This window comes from Candidatus Reidiella endopervernicosa (genome assembly GCF_013343005.1).
Lineage (GTDB): Bacteria > Pseudomonadota > Gammaproteobacteria.
This window is the reverse complement of record NZ_CP054491.1, coordinates 1,167,894-1,191,118: the sequence shown is the minus strand read 5'-3', so window position 1 is coordinate 1,191,118 and position 23,225 is coordinate 1,167,894. Positions and strand designations below refer to the sequence as shown.

Genomic DNA, 23,225 nt, shown 5'->3' with positions numbered 1-23,225 from the left:
CCTTTGTTAGATAGCATCATTATAGAGCTTGGATGATACCTGCTGTTTCTCCGATTCTAAACACTCTGGCGGTACCGCGATCACCGCGCAGACGCTATGCTTGGACCGATAACCATAATTAAGATTGAGCAGCACTGAGCAGATGAATATTCACGGCGCACGCAAGTTCAGCTATCCGCAGCGTAGCGGCAATCGCTTCGAGCTGCTGATCGACGGCAACCGTTTCTTCCCGGCGATGATGAAGGATATCGCGGCCGCTACCGAGACCATCCTGCTGGAGCTCTACCTGTTTGAGTCGGGCACGCTCGCCAGCCAGATGATCGAACTACTCTGTGATGCCGCCGAGCGTGGCGTTGCCATCTTCCTGCTTCTCGATGACTTCGGTGCACGCAAACTGCAGCGCAGTGATCGTGAACGTCTTCAGGAGAAGTGCACACTCCGTTTCTACAATCCGCTCCACTACGGCAAGTACCGTCGCAATCTGTTTCGTGACCACCGTAAGCTGCTGCTGATCGACACGAAAGTTGCCTATACCGGTGGCACCGGAATTACCGACTATTTTGATCCCGGCCTGGACAAAAACTACTGGCACGAGGTAATGGTGCGCATTGAGGGCCCGGTAGTTGATGATTGGCACGACCTCTTCACGCAGAACTGGCAGCGCCATGGCGATCAACTTCCATATGCTTTGCCAACAGCGGCAGCGCAGAGTGGACACCAGCTCGGGCGTGTAACGGTGGCACGACCAACACGGCAGGAGATCAAGCGCTCGGCAATCAACCATATTCGTCACGCCAGAGAGCGAGTCTGGCTCTCAACTGCCTACTTCGTGCCACCGTGGAAGATCCGACGTGCTCTGCGCTACGCCGCTGATAGCGACTGTGATGTTCGACTGCTACTACCGGGTCCAAAGACTGACCACCCTTCGGTACGCCATGCCGGGCGACGTTTTTTCAGTCGGCTACTGCACAGCGGGGTGCGGATCTTCGAGTACCAGCCACGCTTTCTACACACAAAACTGATGTTGAGCGACGACTGGGTCTCGGTTGGCTCCAGCAATATCGATCGTTGGAACCTGCGCTGGAACCTGGAGGCTAATCAGGAGGTGGAAGATGGCGAGTTCAGCCAGAAGGTCACCGAACTGTTCGAACAGGACTTTGCCCAGAGCATTGAGATCACTCTTGAACAGTGGCAGCAGCGCTCACGCTTTAATCGTCTACAGGAGTGGTTCTGGGGCATGATCGACAAGTGGTTAGACCGTACTTCCCTCAGCCGCCTCAGACGTCGCCGGCGCGACTAGCCACCCGCAGAAACCGCTTCAACCCGCCTCTTTCAGTAACGCCATCGCCGCGTTGATCATCTGCAGCTGCGCCTTATCGCCCCCCCGATCAGGGTGGTGCTGCATTGCCAGCTGACGATAGCGTCGTTTGATCGCATCTCGCTCTGCATCGATCTCAAGCCCCAGCACCGCTAAGGCTTCTGCACGTCGATCAATGGCCGCATAACGACACCAGAACCCCTCAATCAGCGCATCGATCTCCTCGGTACTCGCCTCAAAGTTCTGCAGATCGAGATAGTACGCCTCGAGCGGGTCATGTGAGACGGGCAGCTGTTGATTCGTAGCGCTATCTTCCGTTTCGGTGCTGAACAGCTTTATGGCCAGACACTCGATAACGAGATCTAAGCCACCCTCTTCACGAACTTCTCCGCGTAGACGATAGAGAAGGTGAAAGAGCAGAAAGTGGACCTGAAACATGGTGAGATTATCGCGCAACGCCGCACGACCCATATTGGCGACACCCTCTGCCTCAAGCGCACCGAGCAGATCGTACTCACTAATCCCCTCTGGATGCTCTTGCAACAGCTCCAGAATCGGCAGTCTTAGCCGTTGATAACTCGCTTCGATCGAATGGTGCACGGGATGAGCGTTTCAGGCCCAGTGTGGGACGTAACACATCGCCCCACGCAGACTACCCTCTCGGTTTCGATAGTCGGGCATCTTCTCCTCGACCAGCGCCCAGAAGTGGCGGGAGTGGTTGGCGTGCACCGTGTGGCAAAGCTCATGAACGAAGAGGTATTCAACCAGCTCAGCGGGTAGAAACAGCAATTTTCGATTAAGTGAGATATTGCCGCGACTGCTGCAGCTACCCCAGCGACTCTTCTGCCCTCGAATCGTCACCCCGCTATAGGGAAGATCGATTTCGCGACTCACCTCGGCCAGCCACGGCAGCAGGTGCGCCTGTGCCTTGCGGCTGTTCCAGCGCTGTAACGCCGCAAAACAACTCGCCTCATCCGCACCGCTGAGCAGCAGTTTTCCGTTCAGTTCACGCGCCGATGATCGTTCGCCATCACGCTGCTCGATCGGCCAGCACTCATTAAGGGCTCGCAGTTCAATCTGTTCAGGAATACCGCTGAGCATCTCACCACAGGCGCTACGCGCTGAGGCGACCCTGGCAACCGCCTGTGCGATCCACTGCTGATGTTGATCGACAAAGGGCTCGATATGGCGCGCCGCGACACCCTTCGGCACCACCACCTCAACCTTACCCAACGATGAGACGGTGATACGCATACGCCGAGCCCGTGGACTACGACGCACATCGTAATCGGGTTGGATAGCCGTTTTAGTCACGGAAGTTGTTGTACTGCAGCGGCTGATCGAGTTTTGCCTCGCGCAGCATCGCCATCACGCTCTGTAGATCGTCACGTTTCTTACCGGTAACTCGCACCTGCTCACCCTGAATCTGCGCCTGAACCTTGAGCTTTTTGTCCTTGATCAGTTTGACCACCTTCTTCGCCTGCTCCTTATCGAGCCCCTGACGTACGGTGAGCTTCTGTTGAGCACCCATACCGACCGTCTCCGCCGGGCCCTGCTCAAAGGCACCGATATCGATACTGCGTTTGGAGGCCTTCTGGTAGAAGATATCGACCATCTGCTGTAGCTGGAAGGTGCTTTCGCCTTTGAGCGTAACAACCGCATCGGAGAGCTCGAACTTGGCGTCCTTACCCTTAAAATCGTAACGGGTACCGACCTCGCGGTTGGCCTGATCGACCGCATTGGTCAGTTCATGCATATCAACTTCAGAAACAACATCAAACGAAGGCATCTACCTACTCCTCAACCAATCTTCAAGATGGGGGAACCATAAAACGCACCCCGTGCAGCGTCAATCACTGCCGCGTTACAATGACGCAATGCGACGTTATGGCGGAACAGTAATTTTCCAGGGAATGGACGACGATGGCCTGATTGAGGTGGTCGAGGAGGGTGTTACCCGCTCGCTCCACTTTGGCAGTAGCGCCAAACAGAGCACTCTAGATATTTCACGCCCGGAACAGCTGCAGCTCGCCTACACCGCGGCCATGATGAGCGCACTTCTTTTCCAGCCAGCCCCAGCGAACATCGCTCTGATCGGACTTGGCGGCGGCTCACTGCTCCACTTTCTGCGCCACCACTATCCCGACAGTGAGATCGATGTGGTGGAGAAGCGCAGCGATGTGATCGCCGCCGCGAAACGCTTCTTTCAACTCCCCGATGACGACAAGCTCAATATCTACCTGGGTGATGGCAGCGATTTTATTCGCAACTGCCGCGCCTCTTACGACCTACTGTTAGTAGACGCCTACCATGACGACGGCATGGACGATGCGACCGATGGAACCCACTTCTTTCAACAGTGCCATCAGGCACTCTCGGAGCAAGGTGTGATGAGTATCAATCTCTGGAGCAGCCACGCCAGTCGCCTCGAGCAGTCACTGCTGGCGATCCGAGAATGCTTTAACGGCCACTGCCTGCGCCTTCCAGTGAAGGGACGCGGCAACATCATCGCCCTCGCCTATCGCAATCCGCAGACCGGAAATCTGCGCACGGCAAGACAACGGGCAGCGGTGATGGAGCAGCAGCTTGAACTCCCCTTTGGCATCTTTCTGCGCGATCTGCGCCGTCATAACCTTTCGCTCTTTTCACGCCTGTTCAGCTGAGTCTCGACCGGAACACAGACAGTCGATAAGCTTGATCACATAACAGAGAGGGAGCTGAGCGGTGTTATCCACTATGCTCATCAGTAACCAGACTCTCGAGCAGACGGAGTTCTAATAAAAGAAAAACACTATGGATTTCGAATCACTCATTACTACAACACAACACTACCTGGGACTGATCGCGACCACTCAGGTGGCCATCCAGCTCTCTATTATCATTCTGTCGCTGCTGCTGGCCCGTCTGCTCCACTATCGCTGGGTCCACTATCTCGACCTAACCATTAAGGAGACCCGCGAGCATCGACTGCGCCGCATCACCCTGCGTGGCACCCAGCGCCTGGTCTTCCCCTTTGCCACCCTGCTGCTGGTAATGACCGGGCGGGCAATTCTAGAGCAGTTTGGCGGCGCGGCACCACTGCTCGATATCGTCGTACCGCTGATGCTCTCTCTGGCAGCGATTCGCCTTACCTTCTATTCACTGCGCATGGTGCTGCGTCCCGGACCGGCACTAAAGGCTTGGGAGAGCGTGGTCAGCACACTGGTGTGGGTCGTTGTCGCCCTGCATCTCCTTGGTCTGCTACCGGGAGTACTGGATGCACTCGACGGCATCGCCATCACGGTGGGGACAACGCGCGTCTCTCTGCTCTCGACGATGAAGCTGCTGCTTTCGATCGGCCTGTTTCTGATTTTGGCGCTATGGCTATCAAAGCTGATAGAACGAGTCGTTAGCCGTGCCGGCAATCTCAGCCCCGGCATGCGTGTTGGCCTGACCAAGTTCAGCAAATTCTTCCTCCTCACCCTGGCGATGCTGATAGCGCTGAACAGTGTTGGCATCGACCTCACCGCACTGACCGTCTTTGGTGGTGCACTCGGTGTAGGACTCGGCTTTGGTCTGCAGCGTATCGCCAGCAATTTCATCAGCGGTTTCATCCTGATCTTCGACCGTTCAATACGTCCCGGCGATACCATCACCATCGGCGGTAGCTTCGGCTGGGTACAGGAGCTGCGCGCACGTTATGTGGTGATTCGTGATCGTGATGGTGTCGAGACGTTGATCCCGAACGAGAACCTGATCACCACCGAGGTGATCAACTGGAGTCACAGCGATCCCGATGTACGCATCAAACTGCCGGTCTCGATCGGCTACGACGATGATCCAGAACAGGCGATGGCAACGATGATCGAAGCGGCGTTGGAACACCCCCGAGTATTGAAAGACCCTCCTCCGGTGAGTCGCTTGATAAGCTTTGGCGACAGCGGTATCGAGCTACAGTTACGTATCTGGATCAACGATCCACAAAATGGGGTGGGCAATGTACGCTCCGACCTCAACCTCGAGATCTGGCGACGTTTCAAGACACAACAGATCACCATTCCCTACCCACAGCGCGATCTGCATATCCGTTCTGGTCATGTCAGCGCGAGCAGCGAGTAGTTAAACGACGATGCAGCCGACACCGCCTCTCAACAGCGGAACTATCGCCTCTCTCAACGAAGAGGGGGGTGTAATTCATGCCAGCGGTCGATGGGATGTCCACCATATCGACAGGCTCGAGAAAAAGCTGGCAGCCGGCTGGCAGCCTGATCGGCGCTCAACCACCCTGAATGCCAGCGCAATAGAACGGCTCGACACCGCCGGGGCCTGGTTATTGAAACGCACGCTGATGCAGTTCGAGAAGAGCGGCTACAGGATCGAACTACAGGGCATGCAACAGGCCCACACCACACTGATAGAGTTAATTAGCAGCGAATCGGTAGAGCCCCCTCATCCCGTTGAGATAGGCCTACTCGAACGCTGACCGCCATGGATAGCGAAGCGAAGGCGGTTAGTCCGCGATAGTCGACGCCGTCTGCATATTCGTAGTTGAGAGCGCGAGCGGACGACGAAGAAGATGCAGCAGCGGCTTTATGTCGGCGTAGAGTCACTGAGGGAGTTGTGTAGAGCCGCGAAGAGGTGATTACGCAACGAACGCAGGATCGGTCGGGGCGCCGTAGGCATAAATGGTCGCGTTAAGTTTTGCTGTTTGCTTGGGCTTGATGCCCAAAACAAACTTTCGCAAAATAGCGACTCGACGCATCGGTCGTGAGTTCTACCACCATTTACAGATCGACACCTCGCTGCTGGAGTTCATCGGCGAGATTGGTCTGCTGCTCTGGCGCGCAATTCTCAACCCGCTTCGCATTCGATTTAAGGCGCTGCTCACCACCATCAAAGAGGTCGGTTTTGATGCCTTGCCGATCATCGGCCTGCTCTCATTCCTCACCGGCATCGTGCTCGCCTATCAGGGTGCGGTGCAGCTACAACGTTTCGGCGCCAACATATTTATTGTCGATCTGGTCAGTCTCTCACTGCTACGCGAACTCTCACCGCTCCTGACAGCAATCATCGTTGCTGGCCGCTCCGGCTCCGCCTTCACCGCACAAATCGGCACCATGAAGGTGACCGAGGAGATCGACGCGCTGCGAACTATGGGAATCGCACCTCTTGAACAGCTGGTAATCCCAAAACTACTGGCGCTCATCATCGCCCTACCACTGCTAACCATCTTCGCCGATATTCTCGGCATCCTCGGTGGCATGTTAATGGCCTATATCGAGCTGGGTGTCGGTGCCAGCGCCTTTGTCGATCGACTGAGCGAGGCGGTCAGTCTCTCCTCATTTCTTACCGGCCTCGCCAAGGCCCCCGTGTTTGCGGCGGTCATTGCCATCGTCGGCTGCTTCCAGGGTTTTCAGGTCACCGGCAGCGCCGAGAGCGTCGGTCGGCAAACCACGGTCAGCGTGGTGCAGTCGATCTTTATGGTGATCGTGATCGATGCGATCTTCTCCGTCATCTACAGCCTGCTGAGGATCTGAGATGAACAGCGACATCGAGAAGATCATCAAGATACGCGCGCTGCAGACGCGCTTTGGTGATCACACCCTTCACCACCACATCGATCTCGATATTCATCGTGGTGAAATTCTCGCCATCGCCGGTGGAAGCGGCTGCGGCAAGTCGACGCTGCTGCGTGAGATGCTCAATCTTCACCAGCCCTACAGTGGCACCATTGAGCTGCTCGGTTACAACATCCATCGCATTGATGAGGCGACGCAGCTCGAGCTCTATCGCAATATTGGCGTGATGTACCAGCACGGCGCACTGTTTGGCGGCATGAGTGTGCTCGACAACATCGCCATGCCGCTGCGCGAACACACCCGCCTGAGCGAACAGTTAATCGAGGAGATCGCCACCATCAAACTGGGGCTGGTTGGACTGCCAATCGATACTGGTGGAAAACGCCCCAGCGATCTCAGTGGCGGTATGCTAAAACGCGTCGCGGTGGCCCGTGCGCTAGCGCTCGATCCACAGATACTTTTTCTCGATGAACCAACCGCCGGACTCGATCCACAGAGTGCCGCCGGGCTGGATGAGTTGATCGGCAACTTGAAACGACTGCTGGGCTTAACCATCATAGTGGTAACACACGATCTCGATACCCTCTGGCAAATCGTTGATCGTGTGGCGCTGCTTGGAGAAGGTCGAGTTATCGCCACCGACACCATGGAAGCACTCGCTAAGCGAGAAGAGCCGACTATTCGTGACTACTTTCACGGTCCCCGAGGACGCGCCGCTAAGGAGCAGGCATGGACAACAAGGTAAACTACACCGCCGTCGGCCTCTTCGTTCTGCTGCTCAGCGCAGCAGGAATCGGCGTCACCCTGTGGCTCGCGGCCGGTGGACTGGAACGCAGCGAATATAGAGGGTATCTCGTCTACACCACCGAATCGGTTTCGGGTCTCAGCATCAACGCACCGGTTAAATACCGTGGCGTGAATATCGGCCAGGTCACCGAGATATCTCTCCAGCCCGACAATCCCGAACTGGTGCGACTGCTATTACAAATTCGTATCGGTACCCCCGTCAAAGAGGATACCGTCGCCGTACTCTCCGCCCAGGGACTGACCGGCATCGCCTATATCAACCTTACTGAGGGAAGTCGTGCGCGCCACTACTCACCATGACGGCAGGTGAGGAGTATCCAGTAATCACCTGACGCCTCTCTCTGATCAGTCAGGTAGGCAGTGGAATTACTGGCCTGATGGATCAGGTCTCACGGCTCGCCAACAACACCGAACAGCTGCTCGATGTTGAGAATCGTTCCTCGATAAAGAACATCCTGACCAACTTCGAACAGCTCACTGCCGCGTTGACTGAGCACAGTGAAGCACTCGAACAGGCGATGAAAAATGCCCAAACAGCAATGCAGAATACCGCCCAGGCCACCGAGTCACTACCTAAGCTGATTGGCGACATCAGCAACAGCGCCGATGCCGTCCGCTCCATGGCCGACTCAGTTGCAGATACGGCCGCCAAGACCAATGAGCTGGTCGCCGAGGGGCGCAACTTCAGCCGTGAAACACTGCCAGAGACTGGCATGATGATTCATGAACTACGCGAGTTGATCTCTACCCTGCGCAACCTGATGGTACAGCTGGAACGCCAGCCCAACATGTTGATCTATGGCACCACCGTTCGACCGACTGGACCCGGGGAGTAACTATTTTGAAAATGAGAGATTTTCTGATCGCCGCCACGCTGCTTCTGGCCAGCGGTTGCACCGGACTACCCGGATCAAAGCCGGTTGAGCAGTACAGCTACACACTGAACTCACTACCCGAGATTGAAGCGGTCAAACAAGGCGGCAGTGAAACACTACTGGTCACCATTCCGCGTGCCCACGCCGGATACAACACACCGCAGATGGCCTATGTCGACAAGGCACACTCACTCGGCTACTTTGCCAAGCACCGCTGGGCGGACACCCCCTCTCAGATGATTGCGACTCTACTGGTTCAATGCTTTGAGAGAAGTAGTTATTACAAGGCAATCTCACTTGCACCAAGCCCGGTATCTGCCAACTTGCGTCTTGATAGTGAACTAGTGAGACTACATCACGACTTCACGACCAAACCCAGTCGTGTGGAACTGATCATGAGGATACAAATAATTGATAGAAATAGCGGGGATATTATCGCTTCCCAGCTATTTTCAAACAGCACTGAAAGCGAGAGCGACACACCTTACGGTGGCGTCGTTGCTGCGAACAGGGCCTTAAAGCATACCCTGTCCGCAATATCGGAATTTACTATAGAACATTAATCACGGCATCGGGATGGCCGGTATTTCTGCTTCACCTCATATTGGTTCCAGAACTTTCCAACCGACACTGACGGACGACAATCCCACTCAATTGAACCACCATCTGCCACTGCCGTTGGCTTAAACGTGATCAAATTAAAAGCACTTCGAAGTTCTGGCATCTCAGCCGTAGAGTAAAAAATAAGAATGTATGACTGGAGATCATCCGGGTCGGTAACATCCTGATAAATGTCAACACTTTGGACATAGTCTCCTTCAATTCCAGAGACAAACAGAGCAGGAAGATCGCTTACTCCCGCTTCTTGGTTATTCGCCGGCCATCTCCCATATGTAGTATAAAACTCAGTCATACCCACCCTAACCGGTTCAACAAGCATAAATCCCTCTGAGATCTGTGAACGCACCCTGTAGTTTAAATAGGCGGGTATCGCTATGACCATCAATATACTGATAATGGTCAGCACGATCATCAGCTCAATCAGCGTAAATCCGGCACCCTTTCTCATTTTGGAGACAATATCGAAATCAAAAAAGCGACGAGCATCAGGTTTATTTTTAATCATCTTTTCCCTCGACATATCAACCACCATTACTCAGTCTTAAGTTCATCAAGTTTTGTCTTGAGCTCTCCAACAAGCTCCTGAGCATCTTGCTGTCCTTCACCCAAACTCCCCTCAAGCTTCTGGGCGATCGTTTTCAGCGCAACGATTCGCTCTCTTAGCTTCTCCACATTGTCGTTAAAGTCACCCTCGACCTCGCGAAAGAAGTCACGCTTTCTCAAACGGACCTTGAAACTAAGATCACCATCACCCATTTTTTCGAGACTGTTAGAGACAACATAGACCGGACCAGCCACTTGATGGCTCAAGCGGATACCCAGGAAATAGACTATTCCAACAATAAAGAGCTCAGCTAACCCAATAATAAGAAACTGCAACTCACTAAGCTCACCGACCAGCATCGAAGAACCCGACAACAGATCGAAAAGAATAACAAGGTTAATCAGCAGCACTACAGAGAAAATCATTCCAACAACAAAACGCTGCTGAAAATCTTTATTAACTACCAGTTGTTCTCTGCGCTCCATTCTAATACCTCCTAAAAAAAACACTCATACCCGTCTAAAGGTTTAAAACGCTTCCACGCTTGAATATAGTCACAATCACTATCTTATCTAGCGATGCTGCCTGGGCATAACCTCCACCGAAACAACCATTCCATCACTCTTTATATTACTTTTAGTACCGAATTGCACATCCCTATAGTGCTTCGCTCTGGACCACGCAGGTTCATAGTAGAACACATGACCATTTCGTGCATTTCTGCCACCTCTTCCAACATCAGCTATCAACTGGTTATTTCGATAGCTAAACCAAATTTGGTTATAATCGCGCTTACCTTTTCCAGCGCGATGAAGATTCATGGCTTTGGTCTCTCTATCAGCAATTAAAAAAGACACGGGCCTGTATTGGCGAAACTCCTTTCCAATCTTTACCTTCCCCTTCCTGATAGTCACGCGAATCAATGCACCGTGATACCAGATATCGCCATGGTGAATACGCTCAATTCTCTGTGCCTTCTTGTGGCGTAACGCCTCAGCACGTGCCAATTCAGCTTCGCGTCGCTCACGTGCAATACGCTGGCGTTCCTCATAGGCCTCAATCGTGGCGGCGCGCTCCACCTCACCCATGCGATTCCAGCGTTCCTCGGGTACACCATATTTCATCGGCGTACAGGCCGAGAGCAACAGTGACACTACTGCTGTAATCAATACCACGACCGCTCGACTTCTGTTCAGACTCATCACACCACCCGTTATCTCTAATCCTAAACCTTAGGATTCAACACTAAGCCTTGCCATCCTCATTCGCACAAAGACCAACATTGCGACCATCTCAACTGCAGGTGCGATTAATGAGCTCACATCACCACCAGGCAGCGGATAGAAGAGAGAGCGTCCACCACTCCAACCTGCAAGATTGATCACTGCCGGCAGCAGCCCATAGAGTACAAGCAGATAGACCAGCGCCGCGCCATCGGCCCAGCGTGTCCGCAATGACATATTCAACGCCAGCAGCAGCGCCGCGTCTCGCACCATAAACAGCAAAGCGGCTAGCGGGAACCACTGACTGATCACATTTCGATCCATGAATACCGATCGGAATGGCAATTCAAATAGCAGCGCTGTAGCCAGACCAGCCACAACCATTAGAGTGAGCAACCAGAGCGGCAGATTCTCCGCCGCCGTCTTCATACTACCGCTGCGCAGATTGATAAATAGACGGCGCAACGCCACCACATCCTTACTCTCACTGAAAAGCAGGAAATAGAGTAGTAGTGATGCCACGGCGAACGATACCAGCAGCCTGGAGAGCGCAATCAACTGCGGATCTCGACCACCGCCGGGGACAAAGCCACTGAGAAAGACCAGTAAAAAGGTTACGAAGAGCAGCCATACCCACGGAGTATTGGTGAACTGCAGCTCTACACGCATCACTCGGTAGATACCGATCAGTGCCCAGCCGGCCCAGGCCATCAGTGAGAGCAGAACGAAGTCTATTATCGGATAGTGATAGCCAAACCAGTCAACCTGCGACTGGCTACCCGCATGCTGCAGCAACGGCAGCAGCCACAACACTCCGAGAATGGCGAACAGATAGAGCCCAGTGTATCGGCGTGAACCACCTTTGCCCCGCTTGCGAGCCAGGAGCAGGGCACCGAGCAATCCAACGCTCTGCGCCAACACACCCACCAGCAATAGAATTGCGGCCACCTTGACCGCCTCTTCAGAGTAGCCCGTCTGCAGTCGTGCAAAGAGATAGACCGCGAGACAGATCACACCGCCATACCAGGGGAAGAGCGTACTACCAAAGAGCTTGCCCCAGCTCATGCTCCAGGGACCAATCACCGACATGCGCTGGTTATCCCAGGTCTGACCATCAACCTCGCGGATCAGCCCCTCACTCGCCAGCTTGCCCCCCCACAGCACCACCAGTGCAACGTAGGAGATCACCGCATAGATCCCCATCTGCTTCCAGAAGTCATTCCCCGCAGTGAGATAGGCGAGGTTAAATATCAGTGCAAGAATGGCTGGCATCGCCAACATCCTATGTGCAGAGAGCTCCAGCCAGGCATTGCGTTTCAGCTCGGGATTGATATTCATTCCGCCACCTCCCCGGCCTCATCGAGATAGACCTGTTCCAGAGAGCGACGCTCAACCGCAAACTCACTCACCGCCACATCGGCATCGATCAACCGTTTAAGCAGAATACGACGTTCCATCTCCGAGCCGGTCAGATCAAATCGCAACCACTCATCCCCACCATCGGGCAGCAGCTTTGCACCCATCTCAGTAAGGATCGGCTGCGCCCGATCCAAGTCACTCACGGCACGCAGGCGTATCTGCATCACCTCACCTTCATCCTCGTGCAAGGCGCGGTGACCGGTAATCTCGCCATCACGAATCGTCAGCATGTGTGTCGAGTAGGCCTCCAGTTCGGAAAGAATGTGCGAAGAGACCACGAGCGTCATCCCCTGCCCGCGCAGTTCGCTCAACAGTGTTGAGAGTGAGGTTCTCGCCTCAGGATCGAGCCCCGATGCGGGTTCATCGAGCAGCACTACACTCGGCTCGTGGATGATCGCCTGCGCCACCGCCAGTCGCTGGCGCAGCCCTCGTGAGAGCGCCTTCGCCTCAACCTCCAGTCGATCATCTAAACCCAACCGCTCCGCCGCTGTCATCACCCGCTCGGCGCGATCTATCGAGGCGATTCCGTGTGCCATCGCAGCATACTCAAGGCACTGCGCGACACTCAGATCGTCATAGAGACCAAAGAAATCTGAGAGGTAGCCAAGGCGGCGGTGGACCTGACGCGGCTCCTCCACCGTATCGAGACCATCGATCACCACTGTCCCGGCGAAGGGTCGTTCTAACGCGGCCATGCAGCGAAGCAGTGTGGTCTTACCAGCCCCATTCGGACCAACCAGTGCTGTCACAGTGGCGGGCTCAATATTGAAGGAGACACCCTGCAGGGCACGTTTGCCGGGGTACTCATAGACGAGGTTGCTGACCTGAATCATTCCATCCCTTTTTATTGTTTTATGCTCCAGCCATCCTATTGCAGCCGGCTTCAGACCGCTACTGAAAACAGCCCATCCGCACGAAATTCATCACACATGTTTCAACTCATCGTAGATCGCCATCACCTTCGGCATGGCCCGATGTAGCGCTTTCACCACCTCAGGATCGAAGTGCTGTCCCGACTCCTCATCAATAACTGAGAGCGCACGCTCTACTGACCAGGCATCTTTATAGGGTCGACGTGAAGTGAGCGCATCAAATACATCCGCCACGGCCACGATACGTGCCGAGAGCGGGATCGTTTCACCTGCCACACCATTCGGATAGCCCTGACCATCAAAACGTTCGTGATGCCCCTCGGCAATCTCAATCCCAATCTTGAACATCGAGTGACCCACCGCACACATCTGCGCCTCACAGCCGCGCAGCACCTCGCCACCGATCACCGGGTGACGCTCCATCTCGGTCCGCTCCTCGGCATCAAGTCGACCTGGCTTGAGCAGAATGCCGTCCTCAATACCGACCTTGCCGATATCGTGCATTGGCGCGAAGCGGTGCAGATCACGCACATAATCGGCACTGATCTCTGACTGATAGGGCCCTTCACTGCCTAGCTCCTCGGCCACCTTGGCCGAGTAGAGTGCCATGCGCACCAGATGATCCCCGGTCTCAGGGTCACGATTCTCCGCCAACCGCGCCAGACCGGTTATGGCCGAGATCACCAGATTCTTCTCAAAACTGTGACTGATCTGTGCGGCGATATTAGAGAGCAGCTCAAGGTGGTCTGCGTTGTATGCATCTGGCTCACTGTAGGCGAAGGCGATCACCGCACCCCAGCTCCCCTCGGTTGAGAGTGGATAGAAGAGCGCAGACTGGCGCCCGTCACGATCGAGTCGGTCGGCAAACTCCGCCGAGGGATTGGCCGCTGAGGTCTCAGCCAGCACCGGTATATGTAGCGGTTCCTTACTGCCCATCGCCTTGGCCAGCAACGAACCGGTCGCCTGGAAGGTGTCGCCCTCACACAGCGTAGTCTCACCATCGGTATAGAGACGCTGCAGTTCAAAATGCTGCCCATCGGGACTCAACACCATCATGCCCACCCAGTCGAGCGGTATCAGCACATTGAACTCTTCAAAAACAAAGCGCAGTGACTCATCGACCGAGGTCGCCTGATTGATCCGATCGGTGAGGCGGAAAATTGAGTTGAGTCGTCCACTCAGCGCATTGAAGGTGCCCGCCATACGCCCTAGCTCATTCTCACTGCCCACCTCAATCTGATGGCCAAAGTCACCCTGCGAAACACGTTCGAATCCTGCAACAGTCATGCGTAACGGACGCGAGAAGCTGTAATAGAGCAACGTTAGTAATACGGAAACCACAATCAGTGCTGCCACCAACATAACCTGATTAAAGAGAATCACCAGTGAGAGCTTCCCCTCCATCATCTCCTGCAGGCGCTGGCTCAGCTGAGTAGAGATATCGATCAACGGCTTCTCATTTTGTTGCAGATAGATCACCGCCTGCTCGATGGTCGCCTCCGGTTGAGCAAACACCCCTTCCAGACCACCACGAAACTGCTGCCAGGCATCTGCGGTCATATCGAGCTGCTTCAGCGACGCCTCATCCCATGAGCAGTAGAGCGGATCTGAGCGCCCCGTCAGCTCCGGCTCCAGCAGTCGGTTTCGCAATGAGGTAACAATTTTGGTGTAGAGATCGAGCTGGCGTTTGATTGAGCTGTGGAAATATTCGGCATCGACGCTATTCATCATCGAACTCTTTTCACCGTGACGTTGGTAGTGCAGCGTCTCATTGGTGATATTTCGAGTAATCGAGCGGAGCTGACCGGCAAGATTGAGGATCACATAGTCGTGTTTGCGCAGCTCTAACTCGTAGACAGTCAGTCCGACCGCACCTGAGGCGAGCAGAAAGAGCAAAATTAACGCGCTACTGATCTGTACCGAAAGCGACCGAACCCAACCTCTGAAAGAACCTCTCTCCACGCTGCCTCCCTGGGCAAGTCATTCAATACACACTATAGGAGCAGATGAGCGAATGGAATATTGCACGCGTGGCGACACAATCGCTTCATCAACAAGAGACAAAACAGATATTACCGCCACCAACCCTTACTTTCCCATTAACAATCTAATAGATAGCAATGCACGCCATCAGCCAGTCAGGTAACAAATTGATTTAAAACGAAAACCGAAAACTTGCCGCAGTCAGATTCCACTAATATACTTATATACAATTCGGGATGAGGCAGGGGATGGTGAGCCCACTGCATCGCCTGAAGGCCAAGCAAGCAACCTACAACCAACACCAACATTTCCGGGGAGTCGCTATTTTTGCGAAAGTTTGTTTTGGGCATCCAAGCCCAAGCAAACAGCAAAACTTCACGCGACCGTTTATGCCTGCGGCGCCCCGACCGTCCTGCGTTCGTTGCGTAATCACCTCTTCGCGGCTCTACACAACTCCCTCAGTGACTCTACGCCGACATAAAGCCGCTGCTGCATCTTCTCCGTCGTTCGCTCGCGCTCTCAACTACGAATAGGCAGACGGCGTCGACTATCGGGGACTAACCGCCCTCACTTCGCTCTCCATGGCGGTCAGCGACGGCTGGAATAGTTATAACGGTTACGCCCCCTACGGCTATGCCCCTTACGGCTACGCACCCTATGCAGCAGCTCCCTACACCGCACCTCAGGCAATGACTCAGGAGCAGGTCGATGCACAGCAGAAGGCGGCTGTTGAGCAGAGCAAGCAGATTATGGAGCAGCAGAACGCAGCCTATGAGGCACAGAAAAAAGAGGCCGAGGCGATGGCTCAGCGCATGAAAGAGATGATGGATGCGCAGAAGAAGGCACACGAAGAGCGTATTGCCGCCATGCGTAAGCAGTTCGAAGAGAAGAAGTAAAAAACACCTTACTTAGTTGTATAAAAAGCCCGCGATTGTCGCGGGCTTTTTTTATACCACCTCTTCCATGACCACCTTTTATCACGCCTCGAACCAACACTCTGCGCCACTTACGCAACTGTTACCGCACCTGCGATGCTTCGATGGAGGAAGTAGTAGGATATTCAGCGGTAACGACACCAAAGCTGACCTACATAAGTGAACCATCAGTACTCGTCTGACGGATTCACCGTCCGACGTTCTACGAGCACTAGACAGACCTCTGCAAAGCAGATGGCACACTTTTTCTCGATGTCGGTATCAACCAACAATTCGCCAACTGAACTAATGGCCTGACTATTATGCGATGTATATAGGATCAAAGCGGCTATGCCTAAATACCACATCGGCAGCCAGGCCAGCATTTTCCAATGCGCCTCTTACAATTCAGAAAAAGAAAAGGGCCTAGCCGAAGCTAAGCCCTTTTGTTGTATGGTGGCTATGCCCTGATTCGAACAGGGGACCCCATCATTATGAGTGATGTGCTCTAACCAGCTGAGCTACATAGCCAAAATTGGAAGCGGGATTTTGCTGCCTGAGCGCCTTGCTGTCAAGGGAGAAAGGTCTTAAACGTTGAATCGGAAGTGCATTACATCACCATCCTTGACGATGTACTCCTTACCCTCGAGCCTGAGCTTACCCGCCTCCTTGGCGCCCTGCTCACCGTTACAGGCGACAAAGTCGTCGTAAGAGGTCACCTCGGCACGGATAAAGCCCTTCTCGAAGTCGGTGTGGATCACTCCCGCCGCCTGCGGCGCGGTGGCACCGATCTTGACCGTCCAGGCTCGCACCTCTTGCACGCCAGCGGTGAAGTAGGTCTGCAATCCTAGCAACTCATAACCCGCACGAATCACACGATTTAGGCCTGGCTCATCTAGACCCAGTTCATCAAGGAACGCCTCAGCATCCTCGGCATCGAGCTCTACTATCTCCGACTCGATTGATGCACAGACCGCAACCACCTCAGCGCCTTCGGCAGCAGCCAGCTCCTTGACCGCGTCCAGATGCGGATTATTTTCGAAACCATCCTCGGCGACATTTGCGATATACATGGTCGGTTTGATGGTCAGCAGGTGAAGCTCATAGAGCAGCTCCAGCTGATCCTCATTCAGCCCCATGGCACGCACCATCTTGCCCTCGTCGAGTGCTGCACGTACCTCCTCGAACAGTGGCATCTGTGCCTTGGCAGTCTTGTCACCACCCTTGGCAATGCGTGAGACGCGCTGGATGCCCTTATCGACCGTATCCATATCGGCCAGCATCAGTTCGGTGTTGATCACCTCAACATCGTCCAGCGGGTGAACCTTGCCGGCCACGTGCACCACGTTCTCATCTTCGAAACAGCGCACCACCTGAGCAATCGCATCGGTCTCACGAATATTGGCGAGGAACTTGTTACCTAGCCCCTCACCCTTGGAAGCACCCGCCACCAGCCCTGCGATATCGACGAACTCCATGGTGGTCGGCAAAATTCGCTCAGGCGAGACGATCTCGGCCAATCTGTCGAGACGAGGATCGGGCATCGGCACTACACCCACATTGGGCTCAATGGTGCAGAAGGGGTAGTTCTCGGCCTGAATACCCGCCTTGGTCAGCGCATTGAAGAGGGTCGACTTACCGACATTGGGCAGTCCGACAATTCCGCATTTAAATCCCATGGTGTAATCCCATCTCTACTATTTAAGGGTGTGAAGCTGCTGCATCACACGGTCGAGGTTCCCATCGAGCATATCGGGCAGCGAACGGGTCGCATCATCAAGGGTACCGACGATCGCCTCGCGATCTGCTGCCGCCGGGCGTCCCAGTACAAAATCGGTGACCTGATCACGGTGACCGGGGTGACCGATTCCGATCCGCAACCGATAGAAATCCTTGCCGAAGCAGCTGATGATATCGCGCAGACCATTATGCCCCCCGTGACCACCGCCCTTCTTCAGACGGATGGTGCCCGGTGGCAGATCGAGGTCATCGTGTGCGACCAGAATACGTTCAGCAGGTATCTTGAAAAAGTTGGCCAGCGCAGAGAGCGGCTGACCACTACGGTTCATGAAGGTCATGGGCTTGAGCAGCCGACAGTCGTGTCCTTCGATGGTGGCACGACAGACATCGCCGTTATATTTCGCCTCAGTTCGAAGCGCACAACCATAACGGGATGCGAGATCATCCACCCACCAGAAACCGACATTGTGACGGGTCTGCTCATAAGAAGGGCCGGGATTCCCCAGCCCTACTATAAGATCGAAACCGGCGCGGTCAGCCGCCATACAACCTCCCGCTCACCGGTCTCAGCAACAGAGAAACGGGGCTTATTCGCCCTCGCCCTCGCCTTCGCCCTCAGCAACAGCCTCTTCACTCTCGGCCTCTTCATCCGATCCGCCACGCGCCTTCTGGACAGAGGCAACGGGCTGATCGTGCTCGGCACCGTGCATCAGCTCGACGATCTCGACACCCTCGGGCAGCTTCAGATCTGACATGTGAACCATATCGCCGATCTTCAGCTCGCCGAGATCGACCTCAATGAACTCAGGCAGCGCACCTGGCAGACAGATGATCTCGACCTCGTTGATCGCATGGGAGATACGACCACCCTCGAGCTTGACGCCCGGAGCGGTATCTTCGTTGAGGAAGTGAAGCGGTACGTTCATGCGGATCTTCTCGTTCATATCGACGCGCAGGAAGTCGACGTGCATGATGACCGGCTTGTAAGGGTGGCGCTGCATATCCTTAAGTACCGCCTTCTCATCCTTGCCATCGACATGCAGGGTCAGAATATGCGAGTAGAACGCCTCGTGCTCAGCGTGGTGGAACAGATCGTTGTGACCCAGGGTCAGTGAGATCGGATCCTTACCGGCACCGTAAAGGATACCCGGCACCTTATCCGCACGACGCAGGCGGCGGCTCGCACCCTTCCCTGTGTCCGTACGTACTTCTACGTTCAGTTCAAATGTTTCCATGGTACTTCTCCTAAAGTAAAAAAACGCCACACTGGGTGGCTGGTTTGCCTCCCCCGCGACCAGGTTCAGCAGCTACATCTGTCCGGCTCTCGCCGAACGATAAAAAACTAATCCATGAAGAGGGTGCTAACCGACTCCTCATTACTAATACGCAGCATCGTCTCGCCCAGCATCTCGGCAAGCGAAAGCTGACGAATCTTTGTTGATGCCCGCGCCTGCTCATTGAGCGGGATGGTGTCGGTCACTACCAGCTCATCAAGCTCAGAGTTATCGAGATTATCGACCGCCGGCCCGGAGAGCACCGGATGGGTGATATAGGCCTTAACACTGGCTGCGCCGTGCTCCTTGAGCGCCTTCGCCGCCTGACAGAGCGTGCCCGCTGTATCGACCAGATCATCGACCAGGATGCATGAACGTCCTTCGACATCTCCGATGATATGCATCACCTGCGCCACGTTAGCCATAGGTCGACGTTTGTCGATAATCGCCAAATCGGCATCATCGAGACGCTTGGCCAGCGCGCGTGCACGCACCACCCCCCCCACATCAGGCGAGACCACCATCAGGTCTTCACCATCATTTTTATTGCGCCAGATATCACCCAGCAAAATTGGTGAAGCGTAAACATTATCGACAGGAATCCCGAAGAAGCCCTGAATCTGGTCGGCATGCAGATCAACGGTTAACAGACGATCAGCACCGACATTGGTCAACATATCCGCAACCACCTTGGCAGTTATCGGCACCCTGGCAGAGCGCGGTCGACGATCCTGACGTGCATAACCAAAGTAAGGGATCACTGCGGTAACGCGAGCCGCTGATGAGCGACGTAGTGCGTCGACCATCACCATCAGCTCCATCAAATTGTCATTGGTTGGCTTACAGGTCGGCTGCACAATGAAGACATCCTTACCACGGACGTTCTCCATAATCTCGACCATCACCTCACCGTCGCTGAACTGTCCCGTGACCGCCTTTCCGAGCGGCATCCGCAGATGGTTGACAATATCCTGCGCAAGCTTCGGGTTCGAGTTACCCGTGAATACCATCATCTTGCTATCTGACATGTCTGATCCACCTAGGTCGTATCAACATATTAATGGTCACTGCCCAGGGCAGTTTAAAATGGCTGGGGTGCCAGGATTACTCAGGACTACGTCCTTCGCCCTGCGGGCCAGCTCGCTTTGCTCGCTGTTCCGGCTCCCTTGGTCGCCGGTCGAACCTTGCTGGTTCTCATCCTGGCGCCCCTCTGCTGCGACGACTGCCTGCGGCAGATTAATATGGCTGGGGTGCCAGGATTCGAACCTGGGTATGCGGAGATCAAAACCCCGTGCCTTACCGCTTGGCGACACCCCAAAAAATCTATGCTGTCTCGAGCCGATCGAGAAGCGGAGAACGGTTCGCACCCTTGGCGACAAAACCGTTCAATCCTGCAGGCAGCTGATCGAGCACCGCTCGCGCCTGCTGCTGCTGCTCAAAGGCGACAAAGATACACGCCCCCGTTCCGGTCATTAGTGGCTCACCATATTTGGCAAGCCAACGCATTGCGTTATCGACCTCGGGGTAGTTTGCTCTTACTACCGGCTCACAGACATTCCTCCCCTCGCCAGAGAGAAAGTCGCGTATTGTGATGGGAGGGCAATCGCGTGTCAATTCCGAAGCACCAAAAACTGTAGCGGTTGCGACGGCCACCGGAGGAGTGACCACCAGATACCAGGGCTCAGGCACACTGACCGGCTGCAGTTTTTCACCCACACCCTCCGCCCAGGCAGCCAATCCACGCACAAACACCGGCACGTCAGCACCAAGCCCAATACCAAGCTCGGCCAGCTGATCCTGATCAAGCCCACAGCCCCAGAGATGGTTCAACGCCACCAGCGTAGTGGCGGCATCTGAACTGCCCCCACCCAGGCCACCGCCCATCGGCAGATGTTTGTCTACCTCGATATCGACCCCCAGCGCGGCATTGCAATGCCCCTGCAGTGCTCGAGCTGCACGCACCACCAGATCGGTCTCGGGCGGCACACCAGCGAGCGCTGAGCGGCGTGAGATCACCCCATCTTCACGCAGATGAAAGGTCAGCGTGTCGCCATAATCGACAAATTGAAACAGGGTTTGCAGCAGATGATAGCCGTCGTCACGACGGCCCGTGATATGTAGGAAAAGGTTCAGCTTGGCGGGTGCAGGCCAACCGTCGGCGTTTGACGTATCCATCGATAAGATCTGATCAGGTACTAAATTCTAGCGCTGACCGCTATGCAGAGCAGCCTCACTTCAGGAACCGCTCCATGACTCGTTTGAGGATCTTGTTATCAGGCTCGATATCAATTGCCTTTTTCCAGATCTGACGCGCCTCATCCTGCTCACCACTCACCCAGAGTACCTCACCAAGGTGGGCAGCAATTTCACCATCCTGCAGATTACTCAGCGCCTTGCGTAGAAAATCGATCGCCTGTTCGTGATTACCCAGCCGATAGTTGAGCCACCCCATGCTATCGAGAATCGATGGCTCCTTCGGCTGCAGACGGTAGGCGTGTTCGATTAGCTGCTTCGCCTCTTGATAACGTTCGGTCTTATCGACCAGGGTATAACCCAGCGCATTGAGGCTGCGTGTATCTTCAGGGTTCTTCTCGAGGATCTTGCGCAGATCGCGTTCCAGCAGATCGATGCGCCCGATCTTCTCCGCAGTCAAGGCACGCGCATAGAGCAGATCCGCGTTCTCCGGGTGGGACAACAACGCTTCATCGTAGAGCTTCATCGCCTCCTCATAGGCACCTGAGTCCTGCAGTAACGCTGCCTCTGCCTCAAAGAATGGCACCGCAAATTCGGGATTGTGATCACGCAGCTTCTTCAGGTGTTCACGCCCTTTATCGAGATTGCCAAGGCGGTACCAGAGCCGTGCCACCCGCAGCTGTGCGTCGTAGAGTCGCTCGCCTGCAACGACCACCGCATAGTGGTCGATCGCCTTGCGATGATTCTCCAACTGTTCCTCGATACGACCAAGAAAGTAGTGTGCATCGTGCAGGCGCTGGCGACGTTCGATCAGCCCCTGAAAGACCGGTTTCGCCGTCTCGACCTCCCCGGCATCGATCAGCAACAACCCATAGGCAAAGGCAACATCGCTATTGTCGGGATTCTTCTCGGTCAGGATCTGGAACTGTTTCAGCGCATCACTCTGACGCTCCGCCACCAACAACGCCCGAGCATAGGTGAGTCGATAGAGCTCGGAATCTGGCATCTCGTCAACCAACGCGGCCAACACTGCCAGCCCCGCATCGACATCGCCCAGTTTAATCAGCGCCCGACCACGCACCGAGCGCGCCTCAGGCCAGCCCGGCTTAAGCGTCAACGCCTGATCTGCACCCTCTACAGCTGCCTTGGCCTGATTGGCACTCAGCGCAAGATTGGCGAAGGCGTAGTGGACCGAGGCATTTTCCGGATGATTTTGTGCCAGCTTGCCCATCACCAATAACGCCCGCTTACGCTCTTCATTATTTGCGAACGATGCACTGGCGAGGTTCAGCGCACGCCCAACCCCCGCCTCACCGTCCTGAGCAACCATCGCCTCCAGATTATCCAGCGCCAGCTCCTCGTCACCACTTCGCAACGCCAGAACCACCAACAGGTGACGGGCATCGATGGCCTCTGGCGCCAGCTCAACCCAGCGTTTGGCACCATCAATCGCCGCCGCCCCATTGCGTGCAAACAGCGCCGTACGAGTCGCGCGCTTGGCTATCTGTGGATCTTCACTGAGATAGGCCGCCTTGATGTAGTGGGCAACGGCCAGACCATAGTCCTTGCGCTGCCCCGCCACCTCGGCGATCAACAGCGTATAGAGCAGCTCCGGAGAGATTGAGCCGCTAGCGCTCTCCGCGTCCGGGCTCGCGGTAGTCACCGCACTCTTTTCACTCTCCCCCTCATCTGCCACGCCCTGCGTCTGTTCAGGCAGTTGTGCACAGGCCGACAGCCAGCCGCAGATCAGCAACAACAACGGTGCACGCAGGTATTTGGTAACAGGAATCAAGCCCTTTCCTCCACTCGATGGGGTCGATGAGGCACTATACCGTAAAATATATCCCTTTCTCGCCCACTATCCATTCTGTTGCTTGTAATCAT

At 54.9% G+C, this 23,225-nt stretch carries 28 protein-coding genes and 2 tRNA genes; 11 read left to right on the top strand and 19 right to left on the bottom strand.

Translation table 11 applies throughout. From position 1 onward, the window contains the following. Positions 1-142 precede the first annotated feature (142 nt). Positions 143-1,300: a phospholipase D-like domain-containing protein gene (locus tag HUE57_RS06785; RefSeq protein ID WP_078484859.1), complete on the top strand. Its 1,158-nt coding sequence runs from the start codon at positions 143-145 to the stop codon at positions 1,298-1,300. A gap of 18 nt (positions 1,301-1,318) precedes the next feature. Here HUE57_RS06785 and HUE57_RS06780 read toward each other — a convergent pair whose 3' ends face one another. Genes HUE57_RS06780 through HUE57_RS06770 form a run of 3 tightly spaced genes read right to left on the bottom strand, consistent with a single transcriptional unit; the run spans position 1,319 to position 3,107 of the window. Further along, positions 1,319-1,918 carry a DNA-J related domain-containing protein gene (locus HUE57_RS06780; RefSeq protein WP_078484858.1) on the bottom strand — a complete coding sequence of 200 codons (600 nt, stop codon included), beginning with the start codon at positions 1,916-1,918 and terminating at the stop codon, positions 1,319-1,321. Positions 1,919-1,930: 12 nt separating this feature from the next. Beyond that, complete coding sequence (locus tag HUE57_RS06775; protein ID WP_135622486.1) at positions 1,931-2,632, bottom strand: M48 family metallopeptidase; 702 nt, start codon at positions 2,630-2,632, stop codon at positions 1,931-1,933. After that, entirely contained in the window at positions 2,625-3,107 is a 483-nt protein-coding gene (locus tag HUE57_RS06770; protein ID WP_078484856.1) for a YajQ family cyclic di-GMP-binding protein, read from the bottom strand. The genes HUE57_RS06775 and HUE57_RS06770 overlap by 8 nt, the downstream gene beginning before the upstream one ends. A 52-nt stretch (positions 3,108-3,159) precedes the next feature. Here HUE57_RS06770 and HUE57_RS06765 point away from each other — a divergent pair, with 52 nt between their 5' ends. The 3 genes from HUE57_RS06765 to HUE57_RS06755 all read left to right on the top strand — a co-directional run bounded on the left by HUE57_RS06765 (position 3,160) and on the right by HUE57_RS06755 (position 5,780). Then, positions 3,160-3,981 (top strand): spermine/spermidine synthase domain-containing protein, encoded by an 822-nt coding sequence (locus HUE57_RS06765; RefSeq protein WP_078484855.1) that lies wholly within the window; start codon positions 3,160-3,162, stop codon positions 3,979-3,981. Positions 3,982-4,111: 130 nt separating this feature from the next. Further along, positions 4,112-5,416, top strand: a complete 1,305-nt coding sequence (locus tag HUE57_RS06760; protein ID WP_078484854.1) for a mechanosensitive ion channel family protein — start codon at positions 4,112-4,114, stop codon at positions 5,414-5,416. Between the two features lie 10 nt (positions 5,417-5,426). Then, the gene (locus HUE57_RS06755) at positions 5,427-5,780 is read left to right on the top strand and encodes an STAS domain-containing protein (RefSeq protein ID WP_174672938.1); all 354 of its coding nucleotides are present in this window, start codon (positions 5,427-5,429) and stop codon (positions 5,778-5,780) included. Here HUE57_RS06755 and HUE57_RS06750 read toward each other — a convergent pair. Both HUE57_RS06750 and HUE57_RS06745 read right to left on the bottom strand, forming a co-directional pair. Then, positions 5,722-5,907, bottom strand: coding sequence for a hypothetical protein (locus HUE57_RS06750; protein ID WP_174672937.1), 186 nt, complete (start codon positions 5,905-5,907; stop codon positions 5,722-5,724). The two genes, HUE57_RS06755 and HUE57_RS06750, sit on opposite strands and share 59 nt — an antisense overlap. Beyond that, on the bottom strand, positions 5,888-6,031 hold the full coding sequence (locus HUE57_RS06745) for a hypothetical protein (RefSeq protein WP_174672936.1): 144 nt from the start codon (positions 6,029-6,031) through the stop codon (positions 5,888-5,890). Before HUE57_RS06745 ends, HUE57_RS06750 begins: the two co-directional genes overlap by 20 nt. Between HUE57_RS06745 and HUE57_RS06740 the strand changes: the two genes are divergently transcribed. The 5 genes from HUE57_RS06740 to HUE57_RS06720 all read left to right on the top strand — a co-directional run bounded on the left by HUE57_RS06740 (position 6,019) and on the right by HUE57_RS06720 (position 9,121). Continuing rightward, complete coding sequence (locus HUE57_RS06740; RefSeq protein ID WP_236860699.1) at positions 6,019-6,834, top strand: MlaE family ABC transporter permease; 816 nt, start codon at positions 6,019-6,021, stop codon at positions 6,832-6,834. The two genes, HUE57_RS06745 and HUE57_RS06740, sit on opposite strands and share 13 nt — an antisense overlap. 1 nt (position 6,835) lies before the next feature. After that, positions 6,836-7,621: an ABC transporter ATP-binding protein gene (locus HUE57_RS06735; protein ID WP_078484852.1), complete on the top strand. Its 786-nt coding sequence runs from the start codon at positions 6,836-6,838 to the stop codon at positions 7,619-7,621. After that, on the top strand, positions 7,606-7,983 hold the full coding sequence (locus HUE57_RS06730; protein ID WP_174672934.1) for an MlaD family protein: 378 nt from the start codon (positions 7,606-7,608) through the stop codon (positions 7,981-7,983). Before HUE57_RS06735 ends, HUE57_RS06730 begins: the two co-directional genes overlap by 16 nt. A gap of 77 nt (positions 7,984-8,060) precedes the next feature. After that, positions 8,061-8,519, top strand: a complete 459-nt coding sequence (locus tag HUE57_RS06725) for an Mce/MlaD family protein (protein WP_174672933.1) — start codon at positions 8,061-8,063, stop codon at positions 8,517-8,519. An 11-nt stretch (positions 8,520-8,530) separates the two neighbouring features. Beyond that, a complete protein-coding gene (locus HUE57_RS06720; RefSeq protein WP_236860712.1) occupies positions 8,531-9,121 on the top strand; it encodes an ABC-type transport auxiliary lipoprotein family protein in 591 nt (196 codons plus the stop codon). Here HUE57_RS06720 and HUE57_RS19585 read toward each other — a convergent pair. From HUE57_RS19585 to HUE57_RS06690, 6 genes are all read right to left on the bottom strand, one after another. After that, on the bottom strand, positions 9,118-9,684 hold the full coding sequence (locus tag HUE57_RS19585) for a pilin (protein ID WP_272902024.1): 567 nt from the start codon (positions 9,682-9,684) through the stop codon (positions 9,118-9,120). The two genes, HUE57_RS06720 and HUE57_RS19585, sit on opposite strands and share 4 nt — an antisense overlap. Positions 9,685-9,710: 26 nt before the next feature. Then, a complete protein-coding gene (locus HUE57_RS06710; RefSeq protein WP_078484848.1) occupies positions 9,711-10,208 on the bottom strand; it encodes a methyl-accepting chemotaxis protein in 498 nt (165 codons plus the stop codon). An 87-nt stretch (positions 10,209-10,295) separates the two neighbouring features. Beyond that, positions 10,296-10,925: a hypothetical protein gene (locus HUE57_RS06705; protein WP_174672931.1), complete on the bottom strand. Its 630-nt coding sequence runs from the start codon at positions 10,923-10,925 to the stop codon at positions 10,296-10,298. A gap of 30 nt (positions 10,926-10,955) precedes the next feature. Beyond that, on the bottom strand, positions 10,956-12,284 hold the full coding sequence (locus HUE57_RS06700; RefSeq protein WP_078485093.1) for a hypothetical protein: 1,329 nt from the start codon (positions 12,282-12,284) through the stop codon (positions 10,956-10,958). After that, positions 12,281-13,198: an ABC transporter ATP-binding protein gene (locus tag HUE57_RS06695; protein WP_078485092.1), complete on the bottom strand. Its 918-nt coding sequence runs from the start codon at positions 13,196-13,198 to the stop codon at positions 12,281-12,283. The genes HUE57_RS06700 and HUE57_RS06695 overlap by 4 nt, the downstream gene beginning before the upstream one ends. A gap of 90 nt (positions 13,199-13,288) precedes the next feature. Continuing rightward, positions 13,289-15,133 (bottom strand): HD domain-containing phosphohydrolase, encoded by a 1,845-nt coding sequence (locus tag HUE57_RS06690; RefSeq protein WP_078485091.1) that lies wholly within the window; start codon positions 15,131-15,133, stop codon positions 13,289-13,291. Positions 15,134-15,468: 335 nt separating this feature from the next. On the opposite strand from HUE57_RS06690, the gene HUE57_RS06685 reads away from it, so the two are divergent. Then, positions 15,469-15,753: a hypothetical protein gene (locus tag HUE57_RS06685; protein WP_174672930.1), complete on the top strand. Its 285-nt coding sequence runs from the start codon at positions 15,469-15,471 to the stop codon at positions 15,751-15,753. 48 nt (positions 15,754-15,801) lie between these two features. Continuing rightward, complete coding sequence (locus tag HUE57_RS06680) at positions 15,802-16,116, top strand: hypothetical protein (RefSeq protein WP_174672929.1); 315 nt, start codon at positions 15,802-15,804, stop codon at positions 16,114-16,116. A gap of 472 nt (positions 16,117-16,588) precedes the next feature. Here the strand turns inward: HUE57_RS06680 and HUE57_RS06675 are convergent. The 8 genes from HUE57_RS06675 to HUE57_RS06640 form a co-directional block, all read right to left on the bottom strand. Continuing rightward, a tRNA-Met gene (locus tag HUE57_RS06675) sits at positions 16,589-16,665 on the bottom strand. Positions 16,666-16,721: 56 nt separating this feature from the next. Next, positions 16,722-17,813 carry a redox-regulated ATPase YchF gene (gene ychF, locus HUE57_RS06670; protein WP_078484884.1) on the bottom strand — a complete coding sequence of 364 codons (1,092 nt, stop codon included), beginning with the start codon at positions 17,811-17,813 and terminating at the stop codon, positions 16,722-16,724. Positions 17,814-17,831: 18 nt separating this feature from the next. Continuing rightward, positions 17,832-18,419 (bottom strand): aminoacyl-tRNA hydrolase, encoded by a 588-nt coding sequence (pth, locus tag HUE57_RS06665; RefSeq protein WP_078484883.1) that lies wholly within the window; start codon positions 18,417-18,419, stop codon positions 17,832-17,834. A 42-nt stretch (positions 18,420-18,461) separates the two neighbouring features. Beyond that, a complete protein-coding gene (locus tag HUE57_RS06660) occupies positions 18,462-19,109 on the bottom strand; it encodes a 50S ribosomal protein L25/general stress protein Ctc (protein WP_078484882.1) in 648 nt (215 codons plus the stop codon). 107 nt (positions 19,110-19,216) lie between these two features. Further along, entirely contained in the window at positions 19,217-20,161 is a 945-nt protein-coding gene (locus tag HUE57_RS06655) for a ribose-phosphate diphosphokinase (RefSeq protein ID WP_078484886.1), read from the bottom strand. Positions 20,162-20,390: 229 nt separating this feature from the next. Further along, positions 20,391-20,465 (bottom strand) — tRNA-Gln (locus HUE57_RS06650). Between the two features lie 6 nt (positions 20,466-20,471). Next, positions 20,472-21,323 (bottom strand): 4-(cytidine 5'-diphospho)-2-C-methyl-D-erythritol kinase, encoded by an 852-nt coding sequence (gene ispE / locus HUE57_RS06645; protein ID WP_078484881.1) that lies wholly within the window; start codon positions 21,321-21,323, stop codon positions 20,472-20,474. Positions 21,324-21,378: 55 nt separating this feature from the next. Further along, positions 21,379-23,133 (bottom strand): tetratricopeptide repeat protein, encoded by a 1,755-nt coding sequence (locus HUE57_RS06640; protein ID WP_078484880.1) that lies wholly within the window; start codon positions 23,131-23,133, stop codon positions 21,379-21,381. Between the last annotated feature and the right edge of the window lie 92 nt (positions 23,134-23,225).

What these genes read in the sequence shown, in the direction of transcription:
- HUE57_RS06785 (WP_078484859.1), top strand. Translation starts at nt 143, where the DNA reads ATGAATATTCACGGCGCACGCAAGTTCAGCTATCCGCAGCGTAGCGGC.
- HUE57_RS06770 (WP_078484856.1), bottom strand. Translation starts at nt 3,107, where the DNA reads ATGCCTTCGTTTGATGTTGTTTCTGAAGTTGATATGCATGAACTGACC.
- HUE57_RS06760 (WP_078484854.1), top strand. Translation starts at nt 4,112, where the DNA reads ATGGATTTCGAATCACTCATTACTACAACACAACACTACCTGGGACTG.
- HUE57_RS06755 (WP_174672938.1), top strand. Translation starts at nt 5,427, where the DNA reads ATGCAGCCGACACCGCCTCTCAACAGCGGAACTATCGCCTCTCTCAAC.
- HUE57_RS06740 (WP_236860699.1), top strand. Translation starts at nt 6,019, where the DNA reads ATGCCCAAAACAAACTTTCGCAAAATAGCGACTCGACGCATCGGTCGT.
- HUE57_RS06735 (WP_078484852.1), top strand. Translation starts at nt 6,836, where the DNA reads ATGAACAGCGACATCGAGAAGATCATCAAGATACGCGCGCTGCAGACG.
- HUE57_RS06730 (WP_174672934.1), top strand. Translation starts at nt 7,606, where the DNA reads ATGGACAACAAGGTAAACTACACCGCCGTCGGCCTCTTCGTTCTGCTG.
- HUE57_RS06725 (WP_174672933.1), top strand. Translation starts at nt 8,061, where the DNA reads ATGGATCAGGTCTCACGGCTCGCCAACAACACCGAACAGCTGCTCGAT.
- HUE57_RS06720 (WP_236860712.1), top strand. Translation starts at nt 8,531, where the DNA reads ATGAGAGATTTTCTGATCGCCGCCACGCTGCTTCTGGCCAGCGGTTGC.
- HUE57_RS19585 (WP_272902024.1), bottom strand. Translation starts at nt 9,684, where the DNA reads ATGATTAAAAATAAACCTGATGCTCGTCGCTTTTTTGATTTCGATATT.
- HUE57_RS06710 (WP_078484848.1), bottom strand. Translation starts at nt 10,208, where the DNA reads ATGGAGCGCAGAGAACAACTGGTAGTTAATAAAGATTTTCAGCAGCGT.
- HUE57_RS06705 (WP_174672931.1), bottom strand. Translation starts at nt 10,925, where the DNA reads ATGAGTCTGAACAGAAGTCGAGCGGTCGTGGTATTGATTACAGCAGTA.
- HUE57_RS06700 (WP_078485093.1), bottom strand. Translation starts at nt 12,284, where the DNA reads ATGAATATCAATCCCGAGCTGAAACGCAATGCCTGGCTGGAGCTCTCT.
- HUE57_RS06695 (WP_078485092.1), bottom strand. Translation starts at nt 13,198, where the DNA reads ATGATTCAGGTCAGCAACCTCGTCTATGAGTACCCCGGCAAACGTGCC.
- HUE57_RS06685 (WP_174672930.1), top strand. Translation starts at nt 15,469, where the DNA reads ATGGTGAGCCCACTGCATCGCCTGAAGGCCAAGCAAGCAACCTACAAC.
- HUE57_RS06680 (WP_174672929.1), top strand. Translation starts at nt 15,802, where the DNA reads ATGGCGGTCAGCGACGGCTGGAATAGTTATAACGGTTACGCCCCCTAC.
- ychF (WP_078484884.1), bottom strand. Translation starts at nt 17,813, where the DNA reads ATGGGATTTAAATGCGGAATTGTCGGACTGCCCAATGTCGGTAAGTCG.
- pth (WP_078484883.1), bottom strand. Translation starts at nt 18,419, where the DNA reads ATGGCGGCTGACCGCGCCGGTTTCGATCTTATAGTAGGGCTGGGGAAT.
- HUE57_RS06660 (WP_078484882.1), bottom strand. Translation starts at nt 19,109, where the DNA reads ATGGAAACATTTGAACTGAACGTAGAAGTACGTACGGACACAGGGAAG.
- HUE57_RS06655 (WP_078484886.1), bottom strand. Translation starts at nt 20,161, where the DNA reads ATGATGGTATTCACGGGTAACTCGAACCCGAAGCTTGCGCAGGATATT.
- ispE (WP_078484881.1), bottom strand. Translation starts at nt 21,323, where the DNA reads ATGGATACGTCAAACGCCGACGGTTGGCCTGCACCCGCCAAGCTGAAC.